Below are 25861 nucleotides of genomic sequence, written 5' to 3' on the forward strand. Positions count from 1 at the left end.
ATCCACTCATAGAATTCTAAGGCGGTGACGGAGTTCGGTGTGCCAAACATGTTTGGCCAGGGCGTTCGCGTCGCTCCGTTATTTCGGACATCGCTTGTCGGAAACGGACAGGCACTCGAAGGGTCCGCGTCAGGACCGACTATTCAACCGAACGAATCGCACCGACCTCAGCGTGTGCTTCGCGTATCCACGAATCTCATCAACGCGTCCTACAACCTTTAGTCAAGCCGGATGCTTCAACCGTAAAGGTGACTCCACGATGCCCGCCCTCTGCGAAATCTGCCATTCCCGTCCCGCTGTCGCCCGAGTAGCCGTCGTACAGAATGGCGAGCGGAAAACTTTATCGATTTGCGATTACGACTATCGGCAATTAATGCGGCACCAGGGCATGGTCAATCCGTTCGATTCGCTACTCGGCGGTAGCGGCTTGTCGCGCTTTTTCGGCGGCATGGGCGGCGCCGGCCAGCAGGGTGACGACGAAGACGAGGAGGACGAGGGCTACGCCGCCGAAGTGCCGCGCGAATCCGTCGACGCCACCGACGCATTCAGCGAGCAGACGATGGAGCTGCTGCAGCGCGCCGCGGAGAAAGCCCACGAGTTGCAGCGCACCGAACTCGACACCGAGCATTTGCTGTACGTGCTCGCGGACACCGATGTATGTGCGGCCTTGCTGAAGGAATTGAAGCTCTCGCCGCAGGATATCAAGAGCTACATCGATCAGCACGCGCAGAAGGGCACGGCCTCGTCCGATGCGCCGATGGACAAGATGACCGTCTCGCCGCGCCTGAAAAAAGCGTTTCAGTACGCGTTTCAGGCGTCGCGCGATCTGGGGCATTCGTATGTCGGCCCGGAACATCTGCTGATTGGTCTGGCAGCGGTGCCGGACAGTATCGCGGGCAGCTTGCTGAAGAAGTACGGCGTGACGCCGGAAGCACTGCGGCAAAAAGTGGTGAAAGTCGTGGGCAAGGGCGCCGAGGACGGGCGCGTCAATGCACCGACCGGTACGCCGACGCTCGACAAGTTCGGGCGCGACCTCACCGCGCTCGCGCGCAAGGGCGAGCTCGACCCCGTGCTGGGGCGCGCGCAGGAAATCGAAAACACGATCGAGGTGCTGGCCCGGCGCAGAAAGAACAATCCGGTGTTGATCGGTGAGCCGGGTGTCGGCAAGACCGCGATCGTCGAAGGCCTCGCGCAGCGCATCGTCAACGACGACGTGCCGGAAGACCTGCGCGGCAAACGCCTCGTCGAGGTCAATATCAACTCGATGGTGGCCGGCGCGAAATATCGCGGCGAGTTCGAGGAGCGCGCCAAGCAGCTGATCGACGAAGTGACCGCGAAGAAAGACGAGCTGGTGCTGTTCATCGACGAGTTGCACACCATCGTGGGCGCGGGGCAAGGCGGCGGCGAAGGCGGTCTCGACATTGCGAACGTGCTCAAGCCCGCGCTGGCCCGCGGCGAACTCAGCCTGATCGGCGCGACGACGCTCAACGAATACCAGAAGTACATCGAAAAGGATGCCGCGCTCGAACGGCGCTTCCAGCCGGTGCTGGTGCCCGAGCCCACGGTCGAGCAGACCATCGTCATCCTGCGCGGTCTGCGCGACAAGCTCGAAGCGCATCATCAGGTGACGTTCGCCGACGACGCCTTCGTGGCCGCCGCCGAACTGTCGGACCGTTACATCACGCAACGCTTTCTGCCCGACAAGGCCATCGATCTGATCGACCAGGCCGCCGCGCGCGTGCGCATCGGTGCAACCTCACGTCCGCCCGACATGCAGGAACTCGAAGCCGAAATCGCCCAGCTCAAGCGTGAGCAGGATTACGCGTCGTCGCGCAAGCGTTTCGACGAAGCGAAGAAGTTCGAGGAACGCATCGGCGAAAAGCAGACGAAACTCGACGAACTCACCGAGGCCTGGCAACGCAAGACCGGTTCGGAGACGCTCGAAGTCACCGTGGCTTCGGTTGCCGAAGTGGTCTCGCGTTTGACCGGCGTGCCGGTCACGGAATTGACCCAGGAAGAGCGCCAGAAACTGCTGGACATGGAGAACAAGCTGCGCGAGCGCGTGGTCGGTCAGGACGATGCGGTGCTGGCCGTCAGCGACGCCGTGCGGCTGTCGCGTGCCGGACTCGGCCAGGCGAACCGGCCGATCGCGACCTTCCTGTTCCTCGGACCCACCGGCGTGGGCAAGACCGAACTCGCCAAGGCGCTGGCCGAAACGGTATTCGGCGACGAGCAGGCGGTCATCCGCATCGACATGTCCGAATATATGGAGCGGCACGCGGTGGCCCGCCTGATCGGTGCGCCGCCGGGCTATGTCGGTTACGACGAAGGCGGTCAGCTGACCGAGCGCGTGCGCCGCCGCCCGTATAGCGTGATCCTGCTCGACGAGATCGAAAAGGCGCATCCGGACGTGAGCAACGTGCTGCTTCAGGTATTCGACGACGGGCGCCTGACCGACGGCAAAGGCCGGGTGGTGGATTTCAGCAATACGATCATCATCGCGACGAGTAATCTCGGCGCGTCGATCATCATGGACAACCTCGAGAAGGACGAGAAAGACCGTCTCCCGGAGAAGGCCGTACGCGAGGAATTGATGGGCGTGCTCAAAGGCCACTTCCGTCCGGAGTTCCTGAACCGGATCGACGAGATCATCGTCTTCCACGGGCTTTCGCGCGAAAATATTCATGCCATCGTGCGGATTCAGCTCGAACGTGTCATACGTACCGCCGCCGCGCAGGACATCACGCTCAGGATGGACGAGTCGGTGATCGACCATCTTGCCGAAGCGGGCTTTCGTCCGGAGTTCGGCGCACGGGAATTGAAACGGCAGATCCGTCAGGAGTTGGAGACACGCCTTGCCAAAGAGATTCTCAACAACGATTTGAAATCCGGTGATAGTGTCGAGGTGAGTTACGATAAGGACAGCGACACCGTCAAGTTCACAAAGAGCGATACACCGGCGCCCAAGCCTAAGCGCAGCGGTGGCCGCTCGAAGAAAAAATCGCCCGATGAACCGAGCAGCGCCGAATCCACGACGGCGGGCGCCGGTCACTAACGGCTGGCGTCATCCCTCGATCGAGCCGTTCCCGGCCTGCCGGGACGGTTCACGGAGCTTTCATGACCACGCGACGCGACACATGCAAGTCGGTGCCGGTCCATGTTCTGCGCGCCGCGCAGAACTGATCGACTATGGACCTCTTCGACGCATTCCACCTGGCCCGCCTGCAATTCGCGTTTACCGTTTCATTTCACATCGTCTTTCCCGCGATCAGTATCGGCATGGCCAGTTTTCTCGCGGTACTGGAGGCGCGCTGGCTGCTGACCGGCGACATCGCCTACAAGGACATGTTCCTGTTCTGGTCGAAGATCTTCGCGGTCGGCTTCGGCATGGGCGTGGTGTCGGGCGTGGTGATGGCCTACGAGTTCGGCACCAACTGGAGCGGCTTTTCTTCCATCGCGGGCAATATCACGGGGCCGCTGCTGACCTACGAAGTGTTGACGGCGTTCTTTCTCGAAGCCGGTTTTCTCGGCGTCATGCTGTTCGGCTGGGAGCGCGTGAGTCCGCGCGGTCATTTCTTCGCCACGCTGATGGTGGCGGCGGGCACCTTGATTTCCACCTTCTGGATTCTGGCATCGAACAGTTTCATGCAGACGCCGCAAGGCTATGCAATCGAGAACGGCCGTATCGTGCCGGTCGACTGGATGAAGGTGATCTTCAATCCGTCGTTTCCCTACCGGCTCGCCCATATGACGATTGCCGCGTTCATCGTCGCGGGTTTTATCATCGCCGCGTGCGGCGCGTGGCATCTGTTGCGTGGGCGGCGTGACAAGCCCATCACGCGCAGTTTTTCGATGGCGCTGTGGATTCTGCTGTTGCTCGCGCCGATCCAGATTTTCGTCGGCGATGCGCACGGTCTCAACACGCGCCAATATCAGCCGGCCAAAATCGCCGCGATCGAAGGCTTGTGGCAAACCGAGAAGGGCGGCACGGCGCTCAACCTCGTCGGATTGCCCGACATGGACGCGGAAGTCACGCGTTACACGCTGCAAATACCGCATCTGGGCAGCCTTATCCTGACCCACAGCTGGGACGGCGAAATCCGCGGACTGAAGGAGTTTCCCGCGCAGGACCGCCCGTACTCGCCGATTATCTTCTGGACCTTCCGCATCATGGCGGGCCTCGGCATGCTGATGCTCCTGACCGCCTTGCTGGGCTTGCTGCTTCGGCTACGAGGCCGTCTCTACGAGACGCGCTGGTTCCAGAGGCTCGTGCTGTGCATGGGACCGTCGGGCATCGTCGCGCTGCTGGCGGGGTGGATCACGACCGAGGTCGGACGCCAGCCCTGGACCGTCTACGGCGTGTTGCGCACGGCCGATTCTCTTTCGCCGATCAGCGCGCAACAGGCGGGCGTGTCATTGCTGATCTTCGTGCTGGTGTATTTCCTGGTGTTCGGAATGGGGGTCTATTACATGCTGCGGATGATGATGCGCGGCCCGGAGCCGCGCCTCGACGCTCGCCCGTCCAGCAAACATCCGGTGTTGCGCAACCGGCCGCTGGACGCACTGGAAAAGGAGTGACGCCGTGGAAATCGATCTTCCGGTTATATGGGCTGCGATCATCGGCCTCGGCGTATTCATCTACGTGATGCTCGACGGCTTCGATCTCGGCATCGGCCTGCTGTTTCCGTTTTTCGAGGAGAAGGCCGACCGGCAGGTGATGCTCAACACCATCGCGCCGGTGTGGGACGGCAACGAGACGTTTCTCGTGCTCGGCGGCGCGGGCTTGTACGGAGCGTTTCCGGTGGTCTATTCGACCTTGCTGCCGGCGAACTATCTGCCCTTGATCCTGATGGTGGTCGGTCTGATTTTTCGCGGCGCGGCCTTCGAGTTGCGCGCCAAGGCCACGCGAACCCAGCACGCGTGGGATCTCGCGTTCATCGCCGGGTCCGCGCTGGCGGGGCTTTGCCAGGGCATCGTGCTGGGCTCGCTGCTGCAAGGCATCAAGATCGTAGATGGCCGGTTCGTCGGCGAGCCGTTCGACTGGCTGTCGCCCTTCAGCCTGTTCTGCGGCATCGGCGTGCTGTTCACTTACGCGACACTCGGCTGCGGCTGGCTGATTCTGAAGACGGAAGGCGAGTTGCAGCGCAAGATGCGCGAGGTGATGCGCCCGCTTCTGAGCGTTCTGCTCGGCGTCATGGCGGTGGTGAGCCTGTGGACCGTGCTCGGCTTGCCGGCGGTGGCGCATCGCTGGTTCGGCAGCGGTAACCTCGGCTGGTTCCTGCCCGTGCCGATTCTGGTGATTGCCTGCGTGTGGGGTATTTTTCGATCGCTGCGCCGGCAGCACGAGGCGATGCCGTTCCTGCTCACGCTTGCGTTGTGCTTTCTTGGCTACAGCGGCTTGCTGATCAGCATCTGGCCGAACATCGTGCCGCCTTCGCTGACGATCTGGGAAGCCTCGTCGAGTCACTCGAGCCAGCTGTTCGCGCTGGTCGGCACCGTCATCGTGCTGCCGATCATTCTCGTGTACAACGCCATGCAGTACCGCGTATTTCGCGGCAAGGTGCGTGAAGGGGATGCGGGCTACCACTGAGGGCGCCTGAACGTGAAATCGTCGTTGCGTGCCCGGGCACGCAACGACAGGCAATTTACTCCGCCGAGGTCAGCGACACCGAGGCTTCGCTCGTCAGCATCAGGAAGGTCAGCGTCTCGACCAGGTAGAGGCGTACTACCGCGTCGGTATGGCTGATATAGCCGATCGACAGATCTTCGCCCAGGTGCAACTCGAAGTCGCCGCCGCGCGTGGACAGCACGGTGCCGCCTGCCAGCGCCGGCGCCCAGATGATCTCGCCGTTCACGATCCGCTTGATGTGCTCGATCACCGGATAACCCTGGTCGCGCGCCTCGCTGAGCGCGGTGTACGCGTCGGCGCCGAGCAGCACGGAATAGGGGCCGTCCACGCCCGCGAGGCGCAACTGTTCGAGCGCGTTGCCGATCGCATGCGGGTAGTCGGCGATGTCGGCCGGCAGCGCGATCGGCGTGTTCGACGAACTCTCGCGTATGCCGTCGATGCTCGCGGCTTTATAGCCGTCGAAAATGGCGCGGTCTTCCGCATAGGCGAGTTCCTGCGCCGCTTCCTTGGCGGGCTGCCAGTCGGCGTCGTTCGCGCCGCGCACGACGCTGTCGATCTCGTCGCGGCGCAACTCGAACGGCACGTTGAACTGGACCAGACTCTTGACCTCGGCCAGCTTGGCCACCACGCCTTGCTGCGGCTCGGCAATCGCGATCTGATGGCCGGTGCCGACGCCGGTCAGTTCGATGCCGCCAGGTTCCTTGACGTCGACCACGCGACGGCCGGCCACGCTGCGTTTGAAGGTGCGTGCCACTTCGGCTTCGAGCTGCGACCAGGCGGCGCGGGAGATGGGAGCAAGCTCGCGATGCAGGTTATTCATGTTGGGGGATTCCCTTGAGAGAGCCAATATTCAGCGAGCCTTGGTGGCGCGGCTCGTCGGTTGGTGCAGTATCCGGCTTCGATTCGACGGCGGCCACGGCGGGCGCATCGCGATCCGCGAGCGACTCGAGCATCTCCGCCGACGGCACGAAGAACAGGCCACCGGTCACCGCGCGGCTGAAGTCGAGCAGACGGTCGTAATTGCCCGGCGGCCGGCCAATGAACATATTCTCCAGCATCTGTTCGATGGGCGAGGGAGAGCGGGCATAACCGATAAAGTAGGTGCCGAACTCCGCCGCGCCGAGTCGGCCGAACGGCATGTTGTCGCGTACGATTTTGACTTCGTCGCCGTTCTCGTCCGTGATGGTGGTCAACGAACTGTGCGAGCGCGAGGGTTTGACCGACGCGTCGAGTTCCACGTCGGACAGTTTCTTGCGGCCGATGATGCGTTCCTGCGTTTCGACGGAAAGTGCGTTCCAGCCTTCCATATCGTGCAGGTACTTTTGCACGATCACATAGCTGCCGCCCGCGAACTCGGGGTCCTGATCGGTGATGAGCGTGAATTTGTCCGCGATACGGCCTGTCGGATTCTCCGTGCCGTCGACGAAGCCCACCATGTCGCGCATGTCGAAGTAGCGAAAACCGTGCACTTCGTCCACCACCGTGACGGCGTCGCCGAGTGCGCCGAGCAGTTGCGTCGCCAGTTCGAAGCAGAGATCCATGTGATCGGCGCGGATGTGCAGCAGGAAATCGCCCGGCGTGCCCAACGCCTGGCGCTCGCCGACGCCAATGTCGCGAAACGGATGCAACTGGGCGGGACGCGGCGCGCCGAACAGCCGGTCCCACGCGTCGGAGGCGAACGCACAGACACAGGACAGCTTGCCGGCAGGCGCACGCGTGCCGACCGAGCGCACGAGCGCCGCGACGTCGCCGCACCACGAGCGCACCGTTGCGGCTTCTTCGGCGCCGCCATTGACGGTCGCGACGATAAAGATCGCGCTGCGCGAAACGTCATTACAAATGGCTTGCGGCTCGGGCATTTCAGGGATTTCTTTAGGCATCGGTTCGAGTAGGAAGAGACCGTTACGGATTCCGGCTGCGGCAGAATCCATGTCGTTCCGCCTGGGTATTTCACACGCCTCAGGCGGGCGGGAATTTCTGTTTGAATGACATCGCCATGTCCTGTTGCAAGGGGCGATGCGAGGGACGGGAGCTGCCCTACGTCCATCGCGCCTACAGATGTTATACCGGGCGGCGACTGGATGGGAACTCGATGCCAACTGCGCCGCATTCGCCACGAGGCTGCCGGCAGAGATCGGGCGCCGGGATGTATGCTTAGGGTTGCGCATTCTTCCGGAGCGACAGGATATGACCGTAGACACCAACGAAGTTCTCGCTCGCGAAGCGGTTGACGGGTTCTATCGAGCCTTCGAGGGAAAGAGCGTCGAGTTATTGAAGAAGGTCGTCACGTCCGACTGGGAATATATTCCCGAGCCGCCCGGTGCCGTGCTCGGTCCCGAGCAGATGAAAGATGTGTTCGGCAGGATGGCGATCGCGCTTCCCGATATGAAAATCGATATTCTCGACGTGCTGGTTCACGACAATCGATTAGGCGTTCGCGCGCAGATCAGCGGCACGCAATCGGGCGCGCTGCTCGGCATTGCCGCCAGCTCGAAACACGTGAGCTTTGCGATTCATTCTTTTCATCAGATGCGCGGCAGTCTGATCGAAAAGACCTGGCATCTGGAAGACTGGTTGTCCGTGTTCCGGCAACTCGGACAATTGCCGACGTCGCTCGACAATCCCTGAGTCCACTTCCCGAGTCAGCGCTGGTAATGCATCGCTGCTGCAATCAGAAGACGAAACGGCAGTGCCAGCAAAACGGCGCCGAGCACGCCGAGCAGCCACAAGGCAACGAACCACAGCAGGCGTTTGCTGAAAGTACTTTCGCGATCATGGTTCGTGCGTGACACGCTTTTCCTCGCTCGACTATTCGGTCCGGCGCCAGCGGCCGGAAGCCGGGCATACCTCGACCGGTTGACCTGCCAGCCAGACCTGTTCGGTGTCCAGTTGCAACGCGCTCGCGGTGGCGGTGTCGAAGGCGACTTCGAGCGCGCGGCCGACATGGCTGTCTTCGATCGGAAGCTCCCATGTCAGGAATACCTGAGTGTAGTCCCGATCCGGCGGGAAGTCGGCTGCATCGAAACCGCTGCTGCCGCGCGCAATGACGGCGTGAGGCTGGCCGGTGTCGAAGATCATGGCCGTACCGCGCTTGAGGGGAATGCGCAGACCGATAGCGGGGAAATGCACGTCCAGGCCGCAGTCCTCGCTCAGGAAAAGGTTGCAGAAGGCCGCGCTGCCGTACTGCATGGCGTCATGGTGATAGCGCGCGCCGCGGCAAGCCATCAGGGCGACGTCGCTGGAAACCAGCACGCCGGGCAGGCCGAGCGTGGCGGTCCAATCGGCAACCGCCTGCACGCAGCGCCCGTAGTCCGGCCAGCGGGTCCGCGCGCGCGGTAGCGGCAAGGCTTCGACGTCGCCCGTTTCCAGTATCAGGTTCGACGCAATTTCCCTATCCCAGTCCGCGAGTAGACGCACAGGGAGTTCCGGTATAGCGAGCGTGCCGGTCAGTACGGTGTCGCTCACGTGCCGGCTGCGAATGACGTCGCCGCTCCAGAAAAAGGAGGTCAGCATGTCTTGCGCTCGTGGTGTCGGAAAGGGCTCATCGCGATCATTGTAAAGAGATCAAGCGAGCCACGGTCAGTAGCCGAACTCCGTGGCGAGCGTCACGATCACGACTGCCGCGACACTCATGATGAGCACGAGCGGTAGTGCGAACCGGACCCACTGGCCGTAGCCCACTCTGGAAATCGCGAGAAAGGCGAGCGTAAGACCGGAGGCCGGATTGACGATGCCCATGATGCCGTTGCCCAGCAGGAAGGCGAGCACCACGGTCTGGCCGCTCAGTCCCGCGAGGTGGGCAATCGGAGCGAGGATCGGCATGCTGATGGCGGCCTTGCCCGAGGTCGACGGAACCAGCAGGTCCAGCACGGCTTCGATCACCATGATGCCGCTCGCGACAAAGGCGGGCGGGTGCCCGTTGACGAGTTCCGACAGCCGCTCGATGACCGTGTCGAGCACCATGCTGCGTTGAAGCACCAGTTCGATGGTTGCCGCCAGTCCGATGAGCAGCGCCGCGAGCATCATGCCCTTCATGCCTTGCACGAAGGCATCGGCGGCTTCGCGCGCGCCGAGCCGTCCTGTCACCGCGATGGCGATGCCGAGGAAAATGTAGAACGCGCTCAGCTCGCCGTTGTGCCACTTGAACTCGCGCGCCGCGAATACCAGCACCACGGTGGCCAATCCCATCACGAGCAGCACCAGCCGGTGCGGCGTCGCCATGCGGCTGGCCGGCGCGGTGTGACGGATGGCTTCGTAGCGGGTCAGCCGCAGCTGGTAGAGGAAGTACGCGATGGCGATCGCCATTGCGACGGCGAAGACGATGAGACGAACGCCCGCGCCGCTGAAGAGCGGCACCCCCGCGATGGATTGCGCCACCGGCAACACGATCGGATTGCTCACCGAGGCGACATAGCCGAGCTTGGCGCCGAAGGCCAGCATCGCGAGCGAGAGCATCGGACTGATCTTGAGACGCTCGCCAAGCGCGAGCACGACCGGCAACAGCACCAGGTATTCGGACATCAGGCCGAGGAACGTGCTGCCCAGCCCGACGGTCAGAATCAGCAGCGGCGCCAGCACGTACATGTTGCCGCGCGAGACCGACACGAGCCGGTCGAGACCCGCGTCGAGTGCGCCGGTCCGCTTGAAGACTTCGAACATGCCGCCCACGAACATCACCATGAAGATCAGCGACGAGGTCCTGGTCAAGCCATCCGGAATCGCGCGAAACAGCGACAGCGCGCTTGCCGGGTAGGCACGCGCGGCGGTGCTGGCCGGCATCGAGAGTGCGAATATCGCCAGCGGGTCCGCGGTTTTTTCAATGCGCTGATAGCTACCGGGCTCGACGAGATTCTGATGCCGCTGGAATTGCCCCGCATCGAGAAGATAGGTGAGCGCCATCGCGATCAGCAGGATGCCGAGCATCATCAGAATCGGATGCAGGGACCGCTTGTGCGCAGTTGGAGCGTGGGCGATGTCGGGCTGGATTGACATGGTGGTGGACAGGTTGATCGTTAGGAGGCGCGGTGCCCGAGCAGGCGCGAAATCTCGCTGGCCGTCGCGTGCATCTGCTGAATCAGCTCGGGTAGGGTGGCTTCGTCGAAGCGCGTTTCGACGATCGACGCGCCCAGCGCCGCGAGCAGGTTGCGCTGCGAGTCGAACACCGGAACGGCGATGGCCACGACGCCGGGCGTCGCTTCGCCCCGGCTGATGGCATAGCCGGTTGCGCGGATGTGCGCGAGTTCCTCCTTCAGACGCCTGGGCTCCTTGCGGGTCTCGCGCGTAAATGAGCGCAAGGGCGACGCGAGCAGCCGGTCGCGCTCTTCGTCAGGCAAAAACGCGAGATAGAGCTTGCCCGATGCGCCGACATGCAGCGGCCGCCGGTTGCCGACCGTGCCGTGTACCCGCACTGCATGACTGGACTCCACCCGGGCGATGCAAACGGTCTCGTCGCCGTCGCGAACGCGGATCTGGATAGCCTCGTTCACCTGTTCCACCAGTTGCATCAGGGGCGTATTCGCCGCGGCCGCCAGATCGATCTGACGGCTCGCGGCCACGCCTAATGCGAGCGCTTGCGTACCCAGTCGGTACGACGCCGGTTCGCCCACCCGCTCGACGAGTCGATGCGTGGCGAGCGTGCTCAGCAGCCGGAACGTACGCGACGTGTTGATGCCGGCGCGCTCGGCCAGCTCGCTCAGCCCGAGCCGCGGATGGTCCGCGACGATGGCGAGCAGGCGAAGCGCGGTGTCCACCGACGCCACGGTGTAGTCGTTCATGAAAAAGCCTGTTCCGGCTGGCCGATGCGTTGCGCGAAAGCGTCCAGAAAGCGGTTGATGTCCGCTTTCAATTGAGCATAGCGAGGCGTCTTTTCACACGTTGCCTCGTCCATGTAGATCGCGCGATTGATCTCGATCTGGATGCTATGGCGGCGTTGCCGAGGGGCGCCATAGCTGTGCACGATGTCGCCGCCCTTGTACGGGTCGTTGATGTTGACTGCGTAACCCAGCTCGCGGAATTTCGCGGCGATCCAGGCGGTCGCCGCCGGATCGCTGGTCGTCCCCATGCGGTCGCTGATGACGAAGTCGGGACGAGCCTGACCGGCGTCCAGATTCATTGCGTTGCCGCGCGATTTCATCGAATGCAGATCGATGTGCCACACGTGGCCATGACGCGCCACGGTCTGTTCGATCGCCTCGGCCACGGCGGCGCGATAGGGGCGGTAGTAGGTGTCCAGGCGGTTTTCGACTTCGGCCACGCTGAGCTTTCGGTCGTACATCGGGACGCCGGGCAGGGCGAACCGGCGGATCAGCCCCTGACCGCGCCGGCTGTAATCGCTGGGGTTGCCCGGATGAGGCCAGCGGGCGTCGAGCAGCGCCTGGTCGATGTCGTCGGCCGCGCGGTTGGCGTCGATGTAGGTGCGAGGGAAATGCGCGCCGATCAAGGTGGCGCCGAGTGTGGTGGCGTGGGCCCAGAGGTCGTCGAGGTAAGCGTCCCAGCCTGTGCGGATTGCTTCCACCGGGGCTGCCGGGCGGAAATCATCCGGGAAGGTGAAGCCGCTGTGCGGCGAGTCGAGAACGAGCGCAAGAGCGGCATCGGCGGGTTGGTCGACGAAAAAGGCAGGGGTATCGCGGCGGGGCATTTTTTATCCAGTAAAAAGCATTTTCAATATTTAAAAACGCCGAACGGATGATGTCAAGCAATCGCTACGAGATCGACAAGGGTTTAGGGGTTAACGTGGGGGTGATGCGGACGGAGAAAACGGCGGTGGCGCGGACTGTTGGTGGCCGCAGAACTGCGGCGCACCGCACTCGGAGCAGCGGGCGATCAGCGGGCGAAAGCTGCGGTTCTATTCCGCTTGACTGCTGGATGCTTTCGCTCGGCCACGCGCGGGGGCATTCTTCTTCAGCCTGGTCTGGTTGTGCTCGATCGCGGCGCGCACGAGATTTTTTAGCGCAGTCTTGTTGATCTTGTCGCCCTCGAAAAAATCGATCGCGCGTCGCGCGTTGCCTTCGAGCCCCGCGTTGAAGAGTTGCTCAGGATCGGCGAGATGCGCCCCGTGCGCGAAGGTCAGCTTGACCTTGCCCTTGTGAGCATTGGCGACGGCAATCATGCCGTCGCGTGACCAGACCGGGCTGCCCATCCACTTCCATTCCTCGATGATTGCCTTGTCGGCCTCGAGGATGGTCTTGCGCAGACTGGCGAAGGTTTTGCCGCGCCAGTCTGCGATGCCGGCGATCAACTCGTCGATCTGTTCCGATGCGTTCATTGATGTCCACGCCTCAAGTTGTGATGTGGGTTCAGATGCTCGGCATAGTAACCTCTGACGTCTCGCTAGACGAGCCTTTGAGCCGTCATTGCCAACAGCAGCCGTTCTGGGTGAAGACGTGCACTGAGCATCAATTCGCGGTGAGCTTTCATACACGAACCTCCTGAGTGTCGACCTGACACGTTATTCAATCGCGCAACCATTAACCGTCAGGCGCAATGGCGTTTTTCGACGCAGCCTTGATGCACTGGATCGCAAGGCAATGCATATGCTTTACCACGCCGCGAATACCGATCCAGAATGGTTCCGGTGCTGCCGGCAAGTTGCCGTCCGGACTCTCTGGGATGAGCGAATGAACGCGGCGGTCCTCCGCGATTGGAAGACTCCAGTACTCGTACGGATGCAGCATTCTGGCAAGGGCAATACGCGTTGCCAACGTGGGGCTTCTTTCGTCCATGGTCATCTCCGCGGGTAGTGCCGGTCGCGGAGACGCCACAAACAAAAAAGGCCTCATCCGTATTTCCGGCGAGGCCTTTTAAGCTGCGTTTCTACTTGTCTAACGCGTAAAAGCCTCCCGTGGCATATCCGAACGGATTGCCATTTGGCGGTGAATCGCGAAAGAGAAGAAGTTGAGTGTCAGCATGCGAGCAAGTGTCTTTGCAATTGCAACGCGTGTCAACCTTTATGCGTTGTAGCGTTCAGCCGATCAGCACAGCAACCGAACTATTCTCGCAATAGACTGGAGTAAGACGGAAAGCGCGAGGTTCATCGTCCGAATGCCGCTACACGTTCGCAGCGTTACGTCGCTACAGCGCATTCACTCCGCGACGGAAAATCGCGCGTGCTGCGCTTGCGGTGATTTTGCCGAACGTTCGACGCGGGGGCTGGCACCGCGAACGAAGAGAATCGCGCAGAAGGCGACCATCGCCCAGATAGAAAGCATTACGGTGAAAGCGCTCATGTCAGTACTCGGAGATGCAAAACTGCGTGGTGACTGTGCGGCCGGTCGACCCATTCAATGTGTCGTGGGTGCGGCCGTGTCGTCGAAGAGGAGGTCGTCGATCAACTGCGTGGTGAGGGCTAGCTGTGCTGCCAGCACCACGCGTGCAGCGTTCGCGCTCACTTCATCGCCGCGCGCGAGCGCATCATGCGTGCAGGCTGCCAGACGCAACACCGTCTCCGACGCGAGCTGCAGGACTTGCAGCGATTCGGCGTCGTCGTCGAAGGCGGCGAATTCTGCTGAGCGGACGTCGAACGGACCATTCTTTTCGTAACGGGACGACATTTGAGACTCCTGGCGCGATGGGCACGAAGTCAGTGTGCGCCGCCCCGGCGGCTTTCAATCGGTCGAAAAGAAGCCGGTTTTGAAGCTAATCCCAGCATCGCGATTACGTATTGCTTTCAGTGGGAAAATGTACCGGCAGCATTGCGATAATCTTGGCTCGAACTGAGGAGTCAACCTGTGCCGTCTACCGTAAGCAATTCGCTGATCTGGATCTTCGACGCCTTCGAGCGCGAGCCGACTTACCTTGGCAAACGCATGTTCGGCTGCGATGCCGCATACCTCGACGGCTTGCTGTGTCTGGTTGCCGCGGACCGCCAGAAACCGTGGAATGGCCTGCTAATCTGCACGTCGCAGGAACGGCACGCCGCGCTCGTCGAAGAGATGCCGGCCTTGCGGGCACATCCGGTTCTGGGTAAGTGGCTTTATGTCCCGCAGGACGATCCGGCTTTCGAAGAGGTGGTTGAACAAGCGGTCGCGCTGGTGCTGGCGCGCGATCCGCGCGTGGGCGTCGAGCCGAAACCACGTCGAGGTAGCGGCAAATCCAGATTGCCAAAAATATAGAACTTGAATTTGCCCGCAAAACCTCTCGCGCAAAAAAATCTGGATACCGCGACGGATTGTGCCCGGATGGGTCGTTAAAGCATCAGGAGCACGACGTTCGCGGGCCGGAAGTTTCTGCCTGACGATTTCGAAAGCCGATGCCATCCGGCCGCCCTGGCCGGCGAGCACCCCGGCGGCGACGTCGTGCCGACCCGCTTTCCCATCGGCGCGCCGGACTCACACCATGACTACACACATACTGGTCGTCGACAACGACGCTGAATTGCTCGAAGCATTGACCGACGTCCTCGGTCGAGCCGGGATGGCGGTCTCCGCGCTGCGCGATGTGAGCCTGCTCGAGGCGCGGGTCGAGCGTGAGCCGCCCGACCTCATCGTGCTCAACCAGAGCGCCCAGGTCTCGACCAGCCTCGCGGCTCTCGCCAGGCTGCGCGCAGCGGGTAACGACGTGCCGGTGATCCTGACTGCGAGCGCGAACGACACGGACCGGATCGTCGGCCTGGAAATGGGCGCGGACGACTGTCTCGACAAACCTTTCAATCCGCGCGAGCTCGCGGCCCGCGTGCGCGCCATTTTGCGGCGCCGCAATGCATCGCTGGCGGCTGCGACGCAGGATCGGCATCCCGTTGCCACGTTTGGGCCCTATACGCTGGATCTGCGGATTCGCACGCTGACGCTGGATGGCAGCGCGCTCTTTCTGTCGGCGGCGGAATTCGCGTTGCTCAAGGTGTTCGTCGAAAATCCGATGCGCACGTTGACCCGGACGCGGCTGCTCGAGTTGCTGCACGGGCCCACCGACGAGCACACCGATCGCGGCGTCGACGTGCAGGTGTGGCGTCTGCGCAGAATCCTCGAAGCCGATCCGTCCGCGCCGAGATTCATCCAGACCGTGCGCAGCCACGGCTACGTGTTCGTGCCCGATGGCGCGCGCCACGCTCTTCAGCCTGACAAGGCGAGGCCCCGCTTCGACGGACGCAGCGCACGGGTGTCGGCGCTACGCGAATGGGCGCGTTCGACTTAACATGGCGCTTGTCGCCGGGCTTAACCGGCACCGCGCCATGGAACAACGTGGAAAACCTCCTCAAGAAACTCGACCTCACCTCGCTGCGCCTCTTTGTTGCCGTCTGCCAGGAGCAGAACATCGCGCGGGCGGCCGAGCGTGAATTCATTGCTTCATCGGCCGTGAGCCGGCGCATCGCGGAGATCGAAGTTTTGATCGGCTTGCCGGTGATCCAGCGCCAGTCGCGTGGCATTACGGTCACGCCGGTGGGCGAGACCGTGTTGCGCTACGCGCTCGCGATCATCGGCAACATCGAGCAACTGAGCGCGGAGTTGTCGCGCTGTTCGTCGGGTGCCAAGGGGCGGGTCAGGGTGGTGGCGAATCTGTCGTCGATCGTGCAGTTTTTGCCGGAAGACGTAGCCGCATTCGGGCGCGTGTTTCCGGAAGTGTCGATTGAACTGGAAGAAGAGAATAGCGCGGACGTATTGCGCATCGTCGCCGAGCATGCGGCTGATTTTGGCATCTGCAATCCGGTGGCGGGCAGCGAGGCCTTCGAGCAGATGCCATACCGGCAAGACCGTCTCGCGGTACTGGTGCCGGGCGCTCACCGGCTCGCAGATGCATCTCGCGCCGCCTTCGATGATCTGCTCGGCGACAGCTTCGTCGGTCTGCGCAGCGAGAGCGCACTGACGCAATTACTGGTTCAGCAGGCGGCCAATGCAGGCCGCCAACTCGATGTGAAATTCGCGTGAGCAGTCTCGACGCGCTGTGCCGGATGGTGCACGCCGGTCTCGGCATAGCAGTCGTGCCCGAGCAGGTTGGACTGCTGTATGTGAATACGCTCGACGTGCGTCTGCTGTCGCTCGCCGACGCGTGGGCCGTGCGCCGCCTCGTCATGATCTTCAAGTCGCGCGATCAGTTGAGCGCAAGCGCGGCGGCGCTGGTGAGGTTTCTCGGCCAGGGCGCGTAGCGATCCGGCCGCCCAAACGCGGAAGCATTCATGCCGGCACGGCCGCCGGCGCCGTTCTATCGCGCGCGTCCAGCATGCGCACGGCGAAGCCGAAGCATCGTTCGATCAGCGCCGGCTGCATGATGTCGCGCGGCGTGCCCTGCGCGGCGACGCTGAACGACGCACCCGCGAGCTTCGCCAAACGAGACGCCTGCGTTGCCGGACCAGCACTTCGGCATCGATCCCGTGCGCCGTATAGTGAGCGCCAAGGAGAATGCTCATGAGCGACACGATTCGTCTGGACGGCCGCGTGCTGTACCTGTCTGAAGATCCCACGGTGATAGCGGCGCAACTCGCCGGCGACAACTTCACGCGCGCCACGGCGGGTCCGTTGCGCGACAACGTCTCCACCGACGAGATCACGCCCGTCACGGTCATGCTCACTTACGACGAGCGCCTCGGTCAGTATCCGTACGTCGGCTTCGAGGTTGGCGCACGCATGCCGATCGGTCGCAACGCGATCAGGGACGGCGGCTTTCAGGTGACGGTAGCGGGCAAACGCTATGGCAAAGGGTCGTCGCGCGAATCGAGTCCGCTGGCCGAGTTGTCGGCGGGCATCCGGCTGATCGTCGCGGAGAGCTTCGAGCGGATCTATCAGCAGAACTGCGACAACATCGGCATTCTGACCACCACGGATTTTGCGGTGCTCGATAAGCTGATGGCAGGCGATGCCGTGCCGATCGACGAGTTTCTCAAAGGACGCGACGCGCTCACGCAGCAGATCATTCGTAGCGGTGGATTGCTCGCGTATAGCAAGTTTGCGGACTGGCCGGCGCCGCATGCCCGGGAGCGTGCGGGCGCCGAGACAAACGCGGGGGGCGTCGCGAAAACGCTCGTCGAGAAGATCATCGAACGACATCTGCATCCGGGCATGGCGAGTGCCCAGCGCGGCGACGGCGTGTTCATTGCCGCCGACTGGCGCTTCAGTCATGATTACTTCACGGGCATGTGCGCGCACCTGATGCATCGCGCGTTCGGTAAGCCCGCGCCGCTGCATGCACCGGATCACATCATTGCGTTTCAGGATCATCTGGTGCTCGCGTCGCAGAGCATTCCGCATGTGCGCGACGGTCTGTTGCCGGGCGTCGCCAATCTGATGGAAGGGCACACCTCGTTCTCACGCGACTACCCCGTGCGCGCGCACGGCGCGCTCGATAATCTGCCGGGTTCCGAAGGCATCTGTCATGCGTTGATGGCCGAACACTACGCATTGCCGGGCCAGGTCGTGTGCGGCACCGATTCGCACACGCCGCATTCGGGCGCGCTCGGCTGCCTCGCGTTCGGTGCGGGCGCAACCGAAATCGCCAATAGCTGGGTGACGGGCTACGTGCGCTGCAAAGTGCCGGAGACGTTGCGCATCGAGATCGACGGCAGCTTGCGCGACGGGGTGACCGCGAAAGACGTCGTGCTGCATCTGTTGAGTCTGGAGGCGATCCGCTCGGGCGGCGCGATCGGTCTCGTGTTCGAGTACGGCGGCGCGGCGGTGCGCGCGATGTCGATCGACGAACGCGCGACCTTGACCAACATGGTGGCGGAATTGGGCGGCTTCACCGGCATCGTCGAACCGGATGAGCGCACGGTGGCGTTTCTGAAGGAGCGGCGCGGCGTCGATTTCACCCTTGAAAACTGGATGCAAAGCGATGCGGACGCCGTCTATCGCGACACGATCCGCCTCGACGCGGGCGCGATCGAACCGATGCTCGCGCGCCCGGGAGATCCCGGCAACGGCGTCGCGGCGAAGCAACTCGACGAGGTTGTCGCGATCGATATTGCCTACGGCGGTTCGTGTACCGCGGGCAAGCGCGAGGACTTCGACTTCTATCATGAGGTGCTGCGCTGGGGCGTCGAGCGGGATATGCGTGTGCCGGTCGGGACGCGTCTCTTCCTGCAGTTCGGCACCATGGCGGTGCGTGCGTATTGCGAAGAACAAGGCTATTTACCGGTCTTCGAGCGTGCGGGCGTGACGCTCGTCATGCCGGGTTGCGGGTCCTGCGCCAATTGTGGACCGGGGCAATCGGCCGATGCAAACGAAGTGACCATCAGCGCGATCAACCGCAATTTTCCGGGCCGTTCGGGGCCGGGCGAGGTGTGGCTGGCGAACCCCTATACCGTCGCGGCGAGCGCACTGGCCGGAAAAATCACCACCTTCGAACAATTGAAGCGCACGCGCGGCTAGAATGCAGGCCGGACCTCGTGGCCCGGCATCGTGGTGCGGTTGACGCGCGGAAGCACGAAAGGCCGGCATGAGATCGGTCAAGGCGAGGTGGTTCGTGTTCCGTCTGCATCGCCCGTGCGACCCGCGTTATCAGGAGACAAACAACATGGCATCCCCAGAACACGCCGGAGCCGTCGTGCAAAACGGCGCCGGCGCGGCGTCCTTCCACACTACGTCCACGGCCACACCGCTCGACGCCGGCAGCATCTCGGCGCGCCTCGACCGCTTGCCGGCCACGCGTTCCGTCTGGAAGCTGGTGGTGCTGCTGAGTCTCGGCTTCTTCTTCGAACTTTACGACCTGCTGTACTCCGGCTACGTCGCGCCCGGTCTCGTCAAAAGCGGACTATTGACGGCGACCACGCACGGTTTATTCGGCTCGACCGGCGTCGCGAGTTTTATTGCCGCGCTGTTCAGCGGGCTTTTTATCGGCACGATTGCTTGCGGCTTTCTGGCGGATCGTTTCGGACGTCGCGCCGTCTTCACGTATTCGTTGCTGTGGTACACCGCGGCGAACGTCGTGATGGCTTTCCAGGAAACGGCCACGGGGTTGAACTTCTGGCGCTTCGTGGCGGGCATCGGCATCGGCGTGGAGCTGGTGACCATCGGCACTTATATCTCCGAGCTGGTGCCCAAGCAGATTCGCGGACGCGCCTTCGCGTGCGAGCAGGCAGTCGGCTTCACGGCAGTGCCGGTGGTGGCGTTTCTGTCGTATCTGCTGGTGCCGCGCACGCCGTTCGGTCTCGACGGCTGGCGCTGGGTCGTGCTGATCGGCGCACACGGTGCGCTGTTCGTGTGGTGGATTCGCCGCGCCTTGCCGGAAAGTCCGCGTTGGCTCGCTCAGCAAGGGCGTCTTGCCGAAGCCGATCGCGTGATGAGCCAACTCGAAGCCAGGGTGCGCAGTGAATATGGCCGGGAACTGCCGCCGCCTGCACCGTCCGTGCCGGTGGCGCCGCGCGGCAGCTTCCGCGATATGTGGGTGCCGCCATACCGCAGCCGCACGCTGATGATGACGATCTTCAACATCTTCCAGACAGTGGGCTTCTATGGCTTCGCGAACTGGGTGCCGACGCTGTTGATCAAGCAGGGCATTACGATCACCACGAGCTTGATGTATTCGAGCGTGATTGCATTGGCCGCGCCGCTGGGTCCGGTGATCGGACTGTTTATCGGCGACCGTTTCGAGCGCAAGACGGTGATCGTGGTGATGGCCGCGGTCAACATCGTGTGCGGGCTGTGGTTCAGTCAGGCGTCGGGCGCGGTGCTGCTGGTGAGTCTCGGCGTATGTTTGACGCTTGCCGGGAACATCATTTCGTACAGCTTCCATGCGTACCAGACCGAGCTTTTCCCGACCAGCATCCGCGCGCGCGCCGTGGGCTTCGTTTATTCGTGGAGCCGGTTTTCCGCGATTTTCACGGCGTTTCTGATTGCGTCGGTGTTGAAGCACTTCGGCACCAGCGGCGTGTTCGTCTTCATCGCCGGTGCGATGCTGGTCGTGATGCTGGCGATCGGCTTGATGGGGCCGCGTACGAAAGGGCTGGAGCTGGAGAAGATTTCGAAGTAGCCGAGCTTAAGCTATCGGTTCATCGAGGCGGATGGAATCGCGGCAATACCTCGTCCGCCAGCTCATTGATGACCTCGGCCACATTGCGTTGCGTCGAGAGATTGAACGTCACGTGATGCGTCCCGTCGGCGCGCATGTCCTGCAAGATGCGAATCAAGGCGTGCCGGCCAGTGCGATAGCCGAGAGAAACGGCCTGCGCCGGCTCATGCGGATCGTCGCTCAGTTCGAGCCGCATGGCGGCGCCGAATGCGCGGAACGCGCCTGGCGCCGCGCGCTCGACGGCGGCGCGCCACATGCTATAGCGAGCGCGCTGCGCTTCCGGCTCGCGATGGTAAGTCATCCACCCCAGCGAATGCCGCGCAATCCAGTCGACGCTCTGACCACCCGAGCCCACGGCAAGCAGCGGGACCGCGTTCGGGTTTTCAGGCAATAGCTGAAAAGTTGGCACGCCTTCGGGTGCCTCGTCGGGAATCACGCGCGACGGCTCGCCTAATGCGGCGGCCACCGTTTCCCAATGCTCGCGATACAACTCGCGCCGCTCGTCCGCATTGCGTCCGAATGCGGCGTATTCCGGCGGACGGTCGCCCGAACCCAAACCCAGAATGAAACGCCCGCGACTGAGCGTGTCGACCGAACGTGCCGCCTTGGCGATATGCAGCGGATGACGCAGTGTGAGCACGATGGCGCCGCTTATCAGGGCAATACGCCGGGTCTCGACGGCCAGCGCGCCGAGCAGGACCCAAGGATCGAGGTGCCCGACCGGATCGGGATAGTCGGCGCTGTTCAAGGGCACGTCACGGACCCACAGTGCGCGGAAACCGCGTTCGTCGGCAAGACGCGCGAGCGACATCTGTTCGTTGAAGTCGGCCACGATGACGCCGCTGCGCAACACGGGCAGCGTGAGCCCGATACTGAGTGCGCCCTCGGCAAATACCTGCTGCGCAACGCTGCTTGCCGCGTCGCCCGATTGATCGCTTGCTGTACTCAAATTCGACTCCTTCGTGCATGGCCGATCCCAACTGGATCCTGACACACCTTCAGAACAACTGCTTTTGTCCCGACACCAACGTCGTGAAATCGTCGCGCAGCAGCGGCAGAATCGCGTCGGCGACCGGCTGCAACTGACGCGTCAGATAGTGCTCGTAATCGATGGCCGAGCGCAGCGTTTCCAACGGCTCGGGGCCTGCCACCGTCATCACATAGCTGATCCAGCCGCCGTTCTGGTATTGCAGCGGCCGCCCTTGCCGCTGGTTGAACTCGTCGGCCACGCGGGCCGCGCGCACGTGAGGCGGCACGTTGCGCTCGTACTCGCCGAGCGGTCTGCGCAGGCGCTTGCGATACACGAGCTGATCGTCGAGTTGGCCGTCGAGCGTGGCGCGCACGTAGTCGCGAACGTAGTCCTGATAGGGTTGCTGCGTGAAGATGCGGCGATACAGTTCCTGCTGGAATTGCTGCGCGAGCGGCGTCCAGTCCGTGCGCACCGTTTCGAGACCTTTGTAGACGATATCTTCTTTACCGTCGGGCAAGACGGTGAGGCCCGCGTAGCGTTTCTTGCTGCCTTCCTCGGCGCCGCGAATCGTCGGCATGAAAAAGCGCCGGTAGTGCCGCTCGAATTGCAATTCGAGCGCGCTGTCGAGTTGGAAGCGTGTCTGCAGATTGTCCCGCCACCATGCGTTGATATGCTCGACGAGCGCGCGGCCGATGCGGCTTGCGTCTTCCTCGCCGTGCGCATGCTTCAACCACACGAAGGTCGAATCCGTGTCGCCGTAGATGACCTCGTAGCCCTGGCTTTGAATCAGCTCGCGCGTGGTGTGCATGATTTCGTGGCCGCGCATGGTGATCGACGACGCCAGGCGTGGATCGAAAAAGCGGCACCCGGTCGAGCCCAGCACGCCGTAAAAGGCGTTCATGATGATCTTCAGCGCTTGCGATAAAGGCTGGTTGCGATCGCGCTTCGCGGTCTCGCGCCCTTGCCAGACCTGCCCGACGATCGACGGCAAACAATGGCGTGTACGTGAAAAACGCGCGCCGAGAAAACCGGGCACCGACTGCGCGTCGCCGGGTTCGAGCATGCCTTCCACGAGGCCGACCGGATCGATCAGAAAGGTGCGGATGATCGACGGATACAGGCTCTTGTAATCGAGCACCAGCACGGAATCGTACAGACCCGGCCGCGAATCCATGACGAAGCCGCCCGGACTCGCTGCGCCGGCCACGTCACCGAGATTCGGCGCGACGTAGCCTTGCCGATGCATGCGCGGCATGTACAGATGGGTGAACGCCGCCACCGAGCCGCCGCTGCGATCGGCCGGCAGGCCCGTGACCGACGCGCGCTCCAGCAGAAAGTGCAGCAGTTCGGTCTTCTCGAAGATGCGGGTGACGAGCTCGCAGTCCTTGAGGTTGTAGCGTGCGAGCGCGGGCTTGTCCTCGTCGAAGCGGCGCTGGATTTCGTCCATGCGCTGATACGGGTTGTCGATCGCTTTACCTTCGCCGAGCACCGTGCGCGAGACGTGTTCGAGACTGAACGAGGGGAAGCTCCATGTAGCGGAACGTAGCGCCTCGATGCCGTCGATGATCAGACGTCCCGCAGCGCCGGCAAAGTAGTGGTTCTGCTTCATGCCGTGCTCGCGCCATTCCATCACGGTGCCTCCTCGGCCGAGCCGCAACGGGACGCGATATTGTTCGGCATGCTGCTGCAGCACCCGCAGATCGAACTGTACGAGATTCCAGCCGATGATCGCATCGGGATCGTGCTGCGCCATCCACTTGTTCAGTTTGTCGAGCAACTGGGCACGCGTGTCGCAGTATTCGAGGTCGAAGTCGAGCGCTTGCGCGTCTGCCGTATTGCCGTTCGGCGGTCCGAGCATATAGACCTGCCGCTGGCCGCAGCCTTCGAGCGCGATCGAATAAAGCTCGGCGTGGGCGCTGGTTTCGATGTCGAGCGAGACGAGCCTCAATGGCGGCCGATAGCCGGTAGCGGGCTTGAGTTCACTGTTCAGAAGCGGGCCCTGTTCCTGAGCCTCGCCACCGAACCATACCGGCGCAGTGATGAAACGCTCCATCATGTAGCGTTCGGGCGGGAAGATATCGGCCTCGTAGACATCCACGCCGCCTTGCTTCAGACGTTTTTCGAAGCCTGTCAGCTGCCGGTATTGCGGACAGTAAAGGCCCATGACGGGCCGATGCTGGAAGTCGCGCAATTCGAGTGTGCGCAGATCGAGCGGCGCCTCGCGGCGCAGAATCGTTTCGACACGCTCGCGCTGCCCCTCGGGAATGAACGCCACCGAAGCTTGCGAGCGCAAACGGATGTGACGAGGCCCGCTGTCTGTTGCCAGCCAGAAATCGACTTCCGTGCCGGCGGGCGTGTCCCGCCAATGCCGGGTCAAGATGAAACCCTGTTCAAGCTCAGTCAAACTGCCACCTCTAAAGCGGGCGTGATCGCCTCGTGCGATTTTACCGCCATGCGCTTTGGGTCGTGACGCGGCTTCCGAGGGCGGCTTCGTGGCGTTGCGACGGATCACCGCGCGCCTGGCAGGTTAGATGCAGCCTGTTCGCGCAGTCTGTATGATCGCGGAGGGATGTTTCCTTCGGCGTAGCAGATGCGCCGGTCAAGTCTACCAAGAGCGGAGTGAACGATATGACGTTGGGCAAATATGTTCTCGCAGTTGCAGTTGCAGCAACCAGTTTCGGTGCCCAGGCGCAAGTCGCCGGCACGCAACCGCTGAGCGTCACCGTCGAGCAGTCCACCGCGTTGCTGAGCGGCTGGAGTGTCAAGAAGAGCATTCTCGGTAAGGGCGTTTATAACGACCAGAACGAAAAGATCGGTACGGTCCGCGATCTCGTGATCGCACCGGACGGCTCGCTGTCGGCGGCAATCGTCTCGGCCGGCGGTTTCCTCGGCGTGGCGTCGCATGACGTGGCGGTGCCCATCGCTGCGCTGGATATTCGCGGCGGCAATTTCTATCTGGCCGGCGCAACGAAAGACGCGTTGAAGGCAACGCCGGAGTTCCAGTACAACAAGGTCCAGGCACCGCCGAAGCCGAAAAAGCTGACGGGCCAGTAAGCCGGGAGAGCGGACCGAACGGTCGGCTCATCGGCTTGCGAAACGCCTCCGGCGGTTCGCAAGCCAAAGAAAAAAGCAGGCGGCGTTCGCGGCGCGAAACGGTTGGCAGACAAACCGTTTCACGTTTGCAAACGCCGCTTTGTTTTGCTGACGCGCGACTGCGTAACGAATCAGGCTTCCAGAGCCAGCGTGGCGAACGTTCCCAACCAGTGCTCGCCCATGTAATCGCCGGCCACGTGAGCCAGCGCGCTCTGCAGATGCCGCTCGGCGGAATCGAACAGCACGGTGCGGCGGATATCGCCAGCGGGCAATGCACGCGCGAGCGAGCGCTGACACCAGGCACGGCTCAGATTGAGGCCGTCGAGGTGGGCAATTTTCCCGTCGGTGCGATCGGTTACGGTCACGGGTTCAAACAGCGTAGCAGGCATTTTCGCACCGAGATGCGGCAGAAAGCGCCCGAACCAGTCGACGAATTGGGCGGGCGGCAGCACGCGCCGCATCAACTCGGCTTCCATCAGCGAAGGCGAGAGGAATTCATCGCCGGCGGGTTCCCACGCCTGGCACGCGACGTCGTTCAGGAACCAGCGCTCCGCCGTATTGACGATCAGCGCCTCCAGCGACTCACGCGAAGTCTGACGCGCAAAATCGAGCGTGAGCGCGAGCGCGAAGGCCATGTTGAAATGCGTGCCCACGCGTAGCGGATAAGTCGCTTTCGGCAGAAATTCTTCGAAGCGTTCGACGAACGTTTCCGTGAGCGGCGCGAAGGTTTTCTTCCAGCGTACCGCTTCGGAGAGTTTGAGCGAATCGAGTTGTGCGCCGAGCGCGAGCGCCCAGGCCCATCCATAGGGGCGCTCGAAACCGCGGTTGTGCGGCAGATCGAGATACGCACGCTCACCCGCCACGTTGGCCGCGGTGAAATGCTCATGGACCACCGCGACGATGCGTGCCGCTTCGGGCAGCTCGGGAAAGCGCTCCAGCAGATGCAGGATCAGCCAGTAGCCGTGCACGCAGGAGTGCCAGTCGTAGCTGCCGTAAAAGATCGGATGCAGCACGCGCGGTCCCTGCACGTCTTGCGGACCGGCCAAGGAGTGTGTCAGCTTGTTGGGATATTCACGCGTGAGATGGGCGAGCGCGAGATTGGCGAATCGGGATGCGAATTCGGGCGTGAGTTGAGCAGTCATCGGCGCCTCCTCGAAAGCGTAGTGCGAACAGGTTCGTCAGTATGGTGTCGACGGTCGACGGTAGTAAAGCGGCCACGAAATCTATCATGATAATTT

The 25861-nt window shown here is 62.6% G+C and carries 23 protein-coding genes and 2 pseudogenes; 10 read left to right on the forward strand and 15 right to left on the reverse strand.

From position 1 onward, the window contains the following. Nucleotides 1-259: 259 nt before the first annotated feature. The 3 genes from FQ705_RS13080 (at nucleotide 260) to cydB (ending at nucleotide 5590) form a co-directional block, all read left to right on the forward strand. On the forward strand, nucleotides 260-3055 hold the full coding sequence (locus tag FQ705_RS13080; protein ID WP_144141402.1) for an ATP-dependent Clp protease ATP-binding subunit: 2796 nt from the start codon (nucleotides 260-262) through the stop codon (nucleotides 3053-3055). A 134-nt stretch (nucleotides 3056-3189) separates the two neighbouring features. Then, entirely contained in the window at nucleotides 3190-4578 is a 1389-nt protein-coding gene (locus FQ705_RS13085) for a cytochrome ubiquinol oxidase subunit I (RefSeq protein ID WP_144141404.1), read from the forward strand. Between the two features lie 4 nt (nucleotides 4579-4582). After that, the gene (cydB, locus tag FQ705_RS13090) at nucleotides 4583-5590 is read left to right on the forward strand and encodes a cytochrome d ubiquinol oxidase subunit II (protein ID WP_144141407.1); all 1008 of its coding nucleotides are present in this window, start codon (nucleotides 4583-4585) and stop codon (nucleotides 5588-5590) included. A 55-nt stretch (nucleotides 5591-5645) separates the two neighbouring features. Here cydB and FQ705_RS13095 read toward each other — a convergent pair whose 3' ends face one another. Continuing rightward, nucleotides 5646-6449 carry a family 1 encapsulin nanocompartment shell protein gene (locus FQ705_RS13095; RefSeq protein ID WP_144141409.1) on the reverse strand — a complete coding sequence of 268 codons (804 nt, stop codon included), beginning with the start codon at nucleotides 6447-6449 and terminating at the stop codon, nucleotides 5646-5648. Beyond that, complete coding sequence (locus tag FQ705_RS13100; protein WP_144142394.1) at nucleotides 6442-7509, reverse strand: Dyp-type peroxidase; 1068 nt, start codon at nucleotides 7507-7509, stop codon at nucleotides 6442-6444. Before FQ705_RS13100 ends, FQ705_RS13095 begins: the two co-directional genes overlap by 8 nt. Before the next feature lie 307 nt (nucleotides 7510-7816). Here FQ705_RS13100 and FQ705_RS13105 point away from each other — a divergent pair, with 307 nt between their 5' ends. Beyond that, nucleotides 7817-8257, forward strand: a complete 441-nt coding sequence (locus FQ705_RS13105) for an ester cyclase (protein ID WP_144141411.1) — start codon at nucleotides 7817-7819, stop codon at nucleotides 8255-8257. Between the two features lie 14 nt (nucleotides 8258-8271). Here the strand turns inward: FQ705_RS13105 and FQ705_RS34075 are convergent, their stop codons facing one another. The 9 genes from FQ705_RS34075 to FQ705_RS13140 all read right to left on the reverse strand — a co-directional run bounded on the left by FQ705_RS34075 (nucleotide 8272) and on the right by FQ705_RS13140 (nucleotide 14178). Further along, nucleotides 8272-8421: a hypothetical protein gene (locus FQ705_RS34075; protein WP_186307845.1), complete on the reverse strand. Its 150-nt coding sequence runs from the start codon at nucleotides 8419-8421 to the stop codon at nucleotides 8272-8274. A 16-nt stretch (nucleotides 8422-8437) separates the two neighbouring features. Continuing rightward, on the reverse strand, nucleotides 8438-9142 hold the full coding sequence (locus tag FQ705_RS13110) for a hypothetical protein (RefSeq protein WP_144141413.1): 705 nt from the start codon (nucleotides 9140-9142) through the stop codon (nucleotides 8438-8440). A 66-nt stretch (nucleotides 9143-9208) separates the two neighbouring features. Continuing rightward, nucleotides 9209-10621 carry an SLC13 family permease gene (locus FQ705_RS13115; RefSeq protein ID WP_144141415.1) on the reverse strand — a complete coding sequence of 471 codons (1413 nt, stop codon included), beginning with the start codon at nucleotides 10619-10621 and terminating at the stop codon, nucleotides 9209-9211. A gap of 20 nt (nucleotides 10622-10641) precedes the next feature. Continuing rightward, nucleotides 10642-11403, reverse strand: coding sequence for an IclR family transcriptional regulator (locus FQ705_RS13120; RefSeq protein WP_144141417.1), 762 nt, complete (start codon nucleotides 11401-11403; stop codon nucleotides 10642-10644). Next, on the reverse strand, nucleotides 11400-12266 hold the full coding sequence (locus tag FQ705_RS13125; RefSeq protein ID WP_144141419.1) for an N-formylglutamate amidohydrolase: 867 nt from the start codon (nucleotides 12264-12266) through the stop codon (nucleotides 11400-11402). Before FQ705_RS13125 ends, FQ705_RS13120 begins: the two co-directional genes overlap by 4 nt. Before the next feature lie 207 nt (nucleotides 12267-12473). Next, nucleotides 12474-12893, reverse strand: coding sequence for a DUF1801 domain-containing protein (locus FQ705_RS13130; protein WP_144141421.1), 420 nt, complete (start codon nucleotides 12891-12893; stop codon nucleotides 12474-12476). A gap of 202 nt (nucleotides 12894-13095) precedes the next feature. Then, nucleotides 13096-13350, reverse strand: a complete 255-nt coding sequence (locus FQ705_RS13135; RefSeq protein WP_144141423.1) for a hypothetical protein — start codon at nucleotides 13348-13350, stop codon at nucleotides 13096-13098. 360 nt (nucleotides 13351-13710) lie between these two features. After that, entirely contained in the window at nucleotides 13711-13854 is a 144-nt protein-coding gene (locus FQ705_RS34080) for a hypothetical protein (protein ID WP_186307846.1), read from the reverse strand. 54 nt (nucleotides 13855-13908) lie between these two features. Then, on the reverse strand, nucleotides 13909-14178 hold the full coding sequence (locus tag FQ705_RS13140) for a hypothetical protein (RefSeq protein ID WP_144141425.1): 270 nt from the start codon (nucleotides 14176-14178) through the stop codon (nucleotides 13909-13911). A 177-nt stretch (nucleotides 14179-14355) separates the two neighbouring features. Between FQ705_RS13140 and FQ705_RS13145 the strand changes: the two genes are divergently transcribed. From FQ705_RS13145 to FQ705_RS13155, 3 genes and pseudogenes are all read left to right on the forward strand, one after another. Continuing rightward, on the forward strand, nucleotides 14356-14739 hold the full coding sequence (locus FQ705_RS13145) for a hypothetical protein (RefSeq protein WP_144141427.1): 384 nt from the start codon (nucleotides 14356-14358) through the stop codon (nucleotides 14737-14739). 223 nt (nucleotides 14740-14962) lie between these two features. Beyond that, nucleotides 14963-15673: pseudogene (locus tag FQ705_RS13150) on the forward strand (winged helix-turn-helix domain-containing protein); the annotation flags it as partial. A gap of 65 nt (nucleotides 15674-15738) precedes the next feature. After that, a pseudogene (locus FQ705_RS13155) lies at nucleotides 15739-16706 on the forward strand (LysR family transcriptional regulator). 28 nt (nucleotides 16707-16734) lie between these two features. On the opposite strand, the gene FQ705_RS34085 reads toward FQ705_RS13155, so the two are convergent. Beyond that, entirely contained in the window at nucleotides 16735-16887 is a 153-nt protein-coding gene (locus tag FQ705_RS34085) for a hypothetical protein (protein ID WP_186307847.1), read from the reverse strand. Nucleotides 16888-16965: 78 nt separating this feature from the next. Between FQ705_RS34085 and FQ705_RS13160 the strand changes: the two genes are divergently transcribed. After that, on the forward strand, nucleotides 16966-18921 hold the full coding sequence (locus tag FQ705_RS13160; RefSeq protein ID WP_144141432.1) for an aconitase family protein: 1956 nt from the start codon (nucleotides 16966-16968) through the stop codon (nucleotides 18919-18921). Nucleotides 18922-19066: 145 nt separating this feature from the next. Next, nucleotides 19067-20521, forward strand: a complete 1455-nt coding sequence (locus FQ705_RS13165; RefSeq protein ID WP_144141434.1) for an MFS transporter — start codon at nucleotides 19067-19069, stop codon at nucleotides 20519-20521. Nucleotides 20522-20540: 19 nt separating this feature from the next. Here FQ705_RS13165 and FQ705_RS13170 read toward each other — a convergent pair whose 3' ends face one another. After that, a complete protein-coding gene (locus FQ705_RS13170; RefSeq protein WP_144141436.1) occupies nucleotides 20541-21509 on the reverse strand; it encodes an LLM class oxidoreductase in 969 nt (322 codons plus the stop codon). A 49-nt stretch (nucleotides 21510-21558) separates the two neighbouring features. Next, nucleotides 21559-23934, reverse strand: a complete 2376-nt coding sequence (locus FQ705_RS13175) for a DNA polymerase II (protein ID WP_144141438.1) — start codon at nucleotides 23932-23934, stop codon at nucleotides 21559-21561. 224 nt (nucleotides 23935-24158) lie between these two features. On the opposite strand from FQ705_RS13175, the gene FQ705_RS13180 reads away from it, so the two are divergent. After that, the gene (locus tag FQ705_RS13180; protein WP_144141440.1) at nucleotides 24159-24584 is read left to right on the forward strand and encodes a PRC-barrel domain-containing protein; all 426 of its coding nucleotides are present in this window, start codon (nucleotides 24159-24161) and stop codon (nucleotides 24582-24584) included. 170 nt (nucleotides 24585-24754) lie between these two features. Here the strand turns inward: FQ705_RS13180 and FQ705_RS13185 are convergent, their stop codons facing one another. Further along, the gene (locus tag FQ705_RS13185; RefSeq protein WP_144141442.1) at nucleotides 24755-25765 is read right to left on the reverse strand and encodes a DUF2891 domain-containing protein; all 1011 of its coding nucleotides are present in this window, start codon (nucleotides 25763-25765) and stop codon (nucleotides 24755-24757) included. Nucleotides 25766-25861 lie beyond the last annotated feature (96 nt).

The sequence above is a fragment of the Paraburkholderia sp. BCC1884 genome, assembly GCF_900996225.1.
Classification (GTDB): domain Bacteria; phylum Pseudomonadota; class Gammaproteobacteria; order Burkholderiales; family Burkholderiaceae; genus Paraburkholderia.